8 protein-coding genes are annotated in these 8222 nt (G+C 45.7%); all 8 read right to left on the bottom strand.

Annotated features, from left to right (window positions below; translation table 11 throughout):
- Positions 1 to 521: 521 nt before the first annotated feature.
- Entirely contained in the window at positions 522 to 1226 is a 705-nt protein-coding gene (locus M72_RS06445; protein ID WP_055067630.1) for a CvpA family protein, read from the bottom strand.
- The gene (locus M72_RS06440) at positions 1223 to 2419 is read right to left on the bottom strand and encodes a DUF5711 family protein (protein WP_055067629.1); all 1197 of its coding nucleotides are present in this window, start codon (positions 2417 to 2419) and stop codon (positions 1223 to 1225) included. The genes M72_RS06445 and M72_RS06440 overlap by 4 nt, the downstream gene beginning before the upstream one ends.
- 53 nt (positions 2420 to 2472) lie before the next feature.
- Complete coding sequence (locus M72_RS06435) at positions 2473 to 3618, bottom strand: LysM peptidoglycan-binding domain-containing protein (protein ID WP_055067628.1); 1146 nt, start codon at positions 3616 to 3618, stop codon at positions 2473 to 2475.
- Positions 3619 to 3795: 177 nt separating this feature from the next.
- Positions 3796 to 4737 (bottom strand): transketolase family protein, encoded by a 942-nt coding sequence (locus M72_RS06430; RefSeq protein WP_055067627.1) that lies wholly within the window; start codon positions 4735 to 4737, stop codon positions 3796 to 3798.
- A complete protein-coding gene (locus M72_RS06425) occupies positions 4725 to 5561 on the bottom strand; it encodes a transketolase (RefSeq protein WP_055067626.1) in 837 nt (278 codons plus the stop codon). The genes M72_RS06430 and M72_RS06425 overlap by 13 nt, the downstream gene beginning before the upstream one ends.
- Positions 5562 to 5596: 35 nt before the next feature.
- Positions 5597 to 6193 (bottom strand): recombination mediator RecR, encoded by a 597-nt coding sequence (recR, locus tag M72_RS06420; RefSeq protein ID WP_022044977.1) that lies wholly within the window; start codon positions 6191 to 6193, stop codon positions 5597 to 5599.
- 2 nt (positions 6194 to 6195) lie between these two features.
- Positions 6196 to 6540 (bottom strand): YbaB/EbfC family nucleoid-associated protein, encoded by a 345-nt coding sequence (locus M72_RS06415; RefSeq protein ID WP_022044976.1) that lies wholly within the window; start codon positions 6538 to 6540, stop codon positions 6196 to 6198.
- Between the two features lie 64 nt (positions 6541 to 6604).
- Entirely contained in the window at positions 6605 to 8191 is a 1587-nt protein-coding gene (gene dnaX, locus M72_RS06410; protein WP_055067625.1) for a DNA polymerase III subunit gamma/tau, read from the bottom strand.
- Positions 8192 to 8222 lie beyond the last annotated feature (31 nt).

The following is an 8222-nucleotide window of genomic DNA, read 5'->3' as shown; positions in this document are numbered from 1 at the left end:
GCACGCCGCCAGCGTTCATCCTGAGCCAGGATCAAACTCTCATGTTAAAAAGTTTTGTCCTGCCAGAATTAAATCTGGCTTTAATCAGAAACAATGTCCTGATTTACTGTTTTAAGGTTGCTTCTTTATAGAAGCGTTCTTGAATTATTCTCAAAATCTTTCAAGGTTTTTCACTGTTCAGTTATCAATGTTCGTTGTTGTTATTTTCAACAGCTTGTATATTTTATCATATCTTCAAGTCGTTGTCAACAACTTTTTTATTTTCTTTGTTGTCTCTCAAACGCGACAACTCTGATATCTTATCATGTTTGTCATTGTTTGTCAACAACTTTTTTCATCATCATGACCACCAACCATCACTCAGCTTCCTGCCAGTGCCTGTATCAGTGTCCTCGTCACGAGTCAGCTTAGATATAATATCACGCAGACAACCTAAAGTCAACAAAAACTTTACATTTTATTTGCAAAAATATAAGCACCACAAGATATTGTTCCCTGGGTGCTTACAAACCACAATTCAATCATAAAAACGAAAGCAGAATCGTCAGTATTAAATTATTTTCGTATAGCCATTGCAGAATTTCCGACTGATATACCGCATCAATCACAACACTCCCGGCTTCTGTCGCTGCCCCCATTGCTGCAAACGCAAATACCAGCCATACCAGCAACAGTCCTTTGATCAATCCGGCAATTCCCCCAAGCATATGATTTACTTCTCCTATTATGGGCAGTTTTGCCACCAGATCAATCGCAGTGGCAATCAGATGAAAGGCGATCACCGTAATCAGCATAACAATAACAAATGCAATCGCTTTCATGGCAAGGGATGATGCTTTTGACGCAATCGTATTATACAGTCCGCTTTGTTCCATCCAGCCATCCGCAAGTTTATGTGTGTCCCCTATCTGGTTCCATACGTTTGCCGGCAGTTTCATTCCCAGACCGCTGAGATCTTTCTGCTCCTGCGTGTTTTGTTCTTCTGTACTTTTTTCTTCCCCTGCCACGGCATTTTGCAATTTCTCTTTGCAATTCTTTTCAATTCTGGTATCCAGACCTGTGTGTTCTGTCATCCAGTCTGCAACATACGGCGTTGCAAACGTAACAAAAAACAGAATCAGTATCCAGGCAGCCATTGAATAAACCACACGCAGGAAACCACGGAAGAATCCCCAGACAATATTTCCGGCAACAAGTAATACAACCAGTATCAATAACCAGTTCATTGTAATCGTACCTCTTCTATTTCTCCGTTTAATACCAATGTATAATTCTGACCATCCAATCCCGACAATACGTTATAAAGCTGCCGGTCAAACGTATAACGGAATTTACGGATGCTGTGTATGGTAAACAATTCACAGTTATAATCATCCCGGACACATATTTCATTATTATCGAGGAGCTCGATTCTGTTGTATGCGATCTCTGTATCATTCTCCATGACCGTTTTACCATTCATGTCATAGACTTTTATGTGCCAGCTGTTTTCTTTTTTGGTATCGCTGTATGAAATACCGACATATTTATTATTATAGAAGACACTCTGTATCTCCCGTTTAAACTTTATCTGTTTTTTCGGCGCAGGTTTTTGTGCTCCGTCAAACCAGATCAGTCCGGCATCGCTGATCGCGAGAAGTTTTCCGGATTCGGTATAAACCAGTTCCGATATCATCGTATTTTTGTAACTGTACGTTCCCACATTGTTGTCGATTTCATTCTGCCCAACCGAACCAAAGTTATAGAAAGTAACCGTGGAACAGGTTTTGCCCTTTGTCACGTCGAGCATATCTACTGCCAGTTTCTGCGCATCCGGAGCCAGCGCAATATCTACAGGAAAACTTCCTTTTTCCTGATAAAATTCACCACTGGCAAGTTCCTGTCCCTTTTTGTCATAAAGCCGTACATACGAGACATCATCCTCCTTCATCAGCACAGCCACCGTTCCCTGACGGGCAACACATACACGTTCAATCGGTGTTGCCGTTTCGATTTTCTTTACCAGTCCGCGTTCCGACATGATATAAATAAATGTCCCTCCACGATCATAAACTGCAAGATACTGTTCACACACGGAAAGTTCCGGCGCAGTCATTTCATAAGACTGGTTCCAGATCAGCCGGTCATCTGTATCGTGACACACGATTCCGTCATTATCATATTCCAGTATTTTTCCCTGGAACATCTTATATCCCGTTGCCGCACTGTCCTTTCTCTCCGCCGATGCCTGCACCTCAAATCCTGAATATGTGCGAAGTGCAGACCAAAGTTCTACAAAAATCACTGCTGCTACAACAGTAATGATCACAAGTGCCGTTCTGCGGGCTATTTTATGCCTGTGTCTCCTGATTTTTTCTTCCAGTTCCTCCAGGTCTTCCTGACTTGTCTCTACGGTTTTAAATTCCGTTTTTTCAGCCACCGATTTTTCTCCTTTTCGCTTACGTTTCTATCATTATAGCATTGCAGTCCCCGTTACGGAAGTAATAATTTCTGTCCAACCCTGATATCATCCGAATCTTCCAGATCATTCGCCTTTTCAAGCTCTTTTAATTTTTTCATTGATCCGTATGCCTGTTTACAGATTCCGCTCAACGTATCCCCCTGTTGTACCACATAATAATTTTGTGTATTTTCTACCGCCACAGGTTTTTCTTTTTCCTCGGCCGGCTGTGTGGAAGGAGCCGCTTCCTCTGCCTTTTTCACCGCTCCCGCCGGAACCTCCTCAATCGGTATCAGCTGCATGGGTTCACTGATGGTTTCCGTACTCTTTGCGCTCTCCGTCGGTTCTTCCACTATATTTTTTTCAGTTCCCACCAGGACTTCTGCCGGTTGTGACACATGGCGGATTTTTTCCCCTATCGTCTCCACGGTCTGCTCCAGGCCCGGAATATGAATTCGCTGCTGCCAGATTCCGACCCCGGCCAGAACTAAAAGCAACGCGATTGCGGCAGCCATCGCATACGACGTTGGTTTGCGTTCGCTCTTTGAACTGCTGCATTCTTCTTTTTCGTTCTCTTTTTTGCTCTCCGTCAGAATCTCCGGAAGCATCTGCCGGGTTCCACGTCTCGGCAGTTCAATCGTCACATCCGGGATCCGTATCTCATGCAGTTCCCTTGCATAATAGATATAAAACCCGTTTTTCGGTTGCAGCCGGTTGCCTTTATGCAGATAAAAGTATTCTTCCCCCTCCATACTGTCCATAAGGAAAAGAACCTGATGTGCACCTCCGAACTGTTCTCTGTGGATAGCTTCCAGTTCTGCTGTCAGGCGTGGTGGATATCCTTTACAATCCAACGCCCATCCGACAATAATGGAATTCTCATAAGATCTCTTAATCTCACGGAATACATCCGACCACGCATGTGTTCCCCATCTCGGTAGATTCTGTGAAAACTCCATATCCCTTACCGGAATGGCAGCCTCTACAAAGGTCATATATACACCCTGCTCGCACTCTGTATGCCCCATAAAGATAAACACTCTCCGCTCCTCATAAGTTTCTTCATGCACCCTGGCATACGCCGCATTTTCTATGTAAATCCGATCCCCCTCTGCCGGTGTTCCGATCTGTCTGATATTTTTCAGGTCACGTCCCGGTCCTTCTGCAATATCTATCATATCCTGCCTCCTTATCCGTTTTTCCAGAATATAGTATCACCACCATCCGGTAGAATTTTGGAAAAACCTGACAGGCATGAAAAAAATCGTACGACACTACCGGACATATTTCCAGACTTCAGGCAAAAAAAGACTGCCATATCCTTCGATACGACAGCCTCCTTTGTACTTGCTGTATTATTTTGCAAAAGCTTTTACTTTTTTGTAAATTCCTTCTGCGTCCAGTTCGTATTTATGAATCAGCTCAACCGCCGGTCCGGATTCTCCAAACCGGTCATTCACGCCGATACGCATCATCTTTGTCGGTGCCTTTTCACACAATACTTCCGCTACCGCGCTTCCAAGTCCACCGATTACGGAATGTTCCTCAACGGTTACGACTTTCTTCGTCTTTGTTGCAGATGCAACAACCAGTTCCTCGTCAATCGGCTTGATGGTATGGATATTGATTACTTCTGCAGAAATTCCATCTTTCTCCAGCATCTTTGCAGCTTCTAAGGACTCTGACACTTCCAGTCCTGTCGCAAAAATGGTTACATCCGTACCTTCTTTTAATACGATTCCTTTTCCGATCTCAAACTTGTAATCCGGTCTGTCATTGATCACCGGCACTGCCAGACGTCCAAACCGAAGATACACCGGTCCCACATAATCATATGCTGCATGTACTGCTGCGCGTGCTTCCACATCATCCGACGGGTTGATCACTACCATACCAGGGATCTCACGCATCAGAGCCAGATCCTCCAGACACTGATGGGTAGCTCCGTCTTCTCCGACCGAAATTCCTGCATGGGTAGCTCCGATCTTTACATTCAGATGTGGATAGCCAATGGAGTTGCGAACCTGCTCGTAGTTACGTCCGGCTGCAAACATTGCAAAAGAACTGATAAACGGAACTTTCCCACAGGTAGATAATCCTGCAGCAATACCTGTCATGTTGCACTCTGCGATACCGCAGTCCCAATGGCGCTCCGGAAATTCTTTCTGGAAAATACAGGTTTTGGTAGCACCTGCCAGATCTGCGTCGAGCACGATGAGATTCTCATGCTCTTTTCCAAGTTCTACCAATGCGTTTCCATAGCTGTCTCTGGTTGCAATTTTCTTTACTTCTGACATAATGCTTCACCTGCTTTCTCAAGATCTTTCATAGCGATTTCGTACTGCTCGTCATTCGGAGCTTTTCCATGCCATCCGGCTTCATTCTCCATAAAGGAAACTCCCTTTCCTTTGATGGTCTTTGCAATAATGGCAGTCGGCTGACCCTTGGTCTTCTTCGCTTCCTCAAATGCTGCACGGATCTGGTCGAAATCATTTCCGTCAATCACGATCGTGTGGAAATTAAATGCCTCAAACTTCTTATCAATCGGATACGGAGAACATACTTTGTCAATCTCCCCATCAATCTGCAGATTATTATTGTCTACAATCACTACCAGATTGTCCAGCTTCCTGTGTCCTGCCCACATAGCAGCCTCCCAGATCTGTCCCTCCTGAATCTCACCATCTCCGGTCAGGGTGTATACACGATAGTCCTTGTGATCAAATTTTCCGGCTGCTGCCATACCTACTGCAGCAGAAACTCCCTGCCCCAAAGATCCACTGGACATATCAACGCCAGGAATATGCTTCATATCCGGATGGCCCTGCAGATACGAACCTGTATGGCGCAGTGTCACAAGATCTTCCTTCGGGAAAAATCCGCGCTCTGCAAGTGTGGAATAATAAGCCGGTGCTACATGTCCTTTGGACAATACAAAACGGTCACGATCCTCCATCTTCGGGTTCTTTGGATCAATATTCATCTCTTCGAAATACAGATATGTAAAAATATCTGCCGAAGACAGCGATCCGCCCGGATGACCGGATTTTGCGCTGTGCACTGCAGTTACAATGCTCTTGCGGATTTCATTCGCAAGTTTTTCCAATTCTAAATTATTCATTATTTATTCTTTCCTCCTCTTAAAATGGTGGTGTATTATAATTCCGTTCTTCCCTGCAATGCCCGCAGGAGAGTCACTTCGTCAATATATTCCAGATCTCCGCCAACCGGTACTCCACTGGCAATCCGTGTCACTTTAATCCCGGTCGGCTTGATCAGTTTACTGATATACATGGCTGTCGTCTCGCCTTCTAAGCTGGAATTTGTAGCAATAATCACTTCATCCACATCCTGCTCCAGACGAACCATGAGTTCTTTTAAGCGGATATCGTTCGGTCCGATTCCAAGCATCGGGGAAATAGCACCGTGCAGCACATGATAGACTCCATTGTATTTTCCGGTCTTTTCATATGCAACCAGATCACGGGTATTCTCCACTACCATAATCGTCTTGTGATCTCTGGAAGTATCACTGCAGATCGGACAGATTTCCTGATCTGTCAGGTTAAAACAGCACTTACAGTATTTTACGTTTTTCTTTGCCGAAACAATCGCCGAGGCCAGTGCATCCACGTGGTCCTGCGGCATATTTAAAATATGAAATGCCAGCCGCTGCGCAGATTTGGCTCCGATTCCGGGAAGTGCAGACAATTCCTCAATCAATTTCGCAATCTCATGACTGTAATAATCCATATTTAGAACGGAAGTCCTCCGCCCAATGCACCGGTAATCTGTGACATGGACTGCTGGGAAGCTTCATCGATTTTGCGCATTGCCTCGTTGGTTGCCGCCATGATGAGATCCTCAAGCATCTCAATATCATCCGGATCTACGACTTCCTCTGCAAGTTTTACCTTTGTCACCTCATGCTTGCCGGAAACGGTCACTTCTACCGCTCCACCGCCTGCTGTGGCTGTCACTTCCTGCTCCTCTAAGTTCTTCTGCGCTTCTTCCATCTGCTTTTGCATCTTCTGCGCCTGCTTCATAATATTTGCCATATTTCCCGGCATACCGCCAGGGAATCCACCTCTTTTTGCCATGTGGGGGTCCTCCTGCTATTTCATTTTCTCTGATGATTCAGAGTTGTCTTGTATTATCATACCATTAGAAGTTTTCTTCCTCAATATCAAAATTGATTAATTGCCGCAAATCCGGTACCGTATTGGCTGCGCTGCGTCCTCCTTCATTTAAGCGGAGCTGCACTTCTACCTGCTTTGCACACCGCTGTGTGATCATTTCTTTCAAATGGTCAATACACCCTGCCTTATTGTCATTCAGATAGGCAAATGCATTGGCATCATCAAACATCAGAAGTAATTCTCCTGCGGGTCCGAGTGTCGGCACCGCCTGATTTAAATACTGTCTGGTGATACCACCCATCTCCGAGATAACCGATCTCCAGTTTTGCATCACCTGTTTAATATCTTCCGGAATCGCTTTGGGAAGCTCCGGCTTCTCCGGTGTCCCGGTTCCCGCCCCATCGGCACCGCTGCTCACCGGCGAGACGGTACTCTGTGGTGCTGCCGAAACAAATGCTCCGCTTTCCAGTTTCTGTTCGATATCGTCCATACGCTCATTGAGCGCCGACAGATCCTTTTCCATCTGTGGCCGGCACAGCTTAATAATCGCAATCTCAAGCAAAATACGCTTCTGCGCCGCATACCGGATCTGGCTGGACAGTTCCGAAAAAATCCGGATATACCGGATCAGTGTTTCCGGCTCCACCATCTGCGCTTCTTCCTTTAAAGCTGCCAGATGCTCCGCCGACATATCCAGCACATCCTCCATATCATCCGCGCTCTGGATAAGCAAAAGATTCCTCATGTACCAGGTAAAATCGTTCACCATCTGTCCCAGTTCCCGTCCCTGATCTACCAGTTGATCCACGGTGAGGATTGCACCTGTCACATCTTTTGCCAGCACCTGACGCAGCAATGCCGAGAATACTTCTGTATCCACCGCGCCGAGCACTTCCAGCACATTTTCATAGGTAAGTTTCTCACCCAGGTGAAAGGCAATACATTGATCGAGCAGACTCAGCGCATCTCGCATGGAGCCATCTCCTGCCTTTGCCACATAACGCAGGGCGCGCTCCTCGACGTCCACCTGCTCCGTGCGCATCAGCTCCGCCAGACGGTCAGTAATCGTATCGATGGAAATCCGGTGAAAATCATATCGCTGACAGCGGGATAAAATCGTAATCGGGATCTTGTGTGCTTCCGTGGTCGCAAGGATAAAAATTACATATGCCGGTGGTTCTTCCAAAGTCTTAAGCAACGCATTGAACGCACCTGCCGAGAGCATATGCACCTCGTCGATAATATAAACCTTGTATTTGCCTTCCGTCGGGCGATAAGATACTTCTTCCCGAATCTGACGGATATTGTCGACACCATTGTTGGAAGCCGCATCAATCTCTATGACATTCATAGAAGTCCCAGCGGCAATACCCTGACATGCAGGGCATTTTCCACAGGGACTTCCGTCTACCGGGTGTTCACAATTTACTGCTTTTGCAAAAATCTTTGCAACTGTGGTTTTTCCGGTACCCCGGGTACCACAAAACAGATAAGCATGTCCTATGCGATCGGCTTTGATCTGGTTCTTTAATGTTGTAACAATATGTTCCTGTCCCTTGACATCTTCAAATTCCTGGGGACGGAACTTACGGTATAAAGCCGTGTAAGACATTTTTCTTCTCCTTCTTATCGGATATCAGATA

The organism is Roseburia faecis (assembly GCF_001406815.1).
Classification (GTDB): domain Bacteria; phylum Bacillota; class Clostridia; order Lachnospirales; family Lachnospiraceae; genus Roseburia; species Roseburia faecis.
This window is presented reverse-complemented; position numbering and strand designations above follow the sequence as displayed.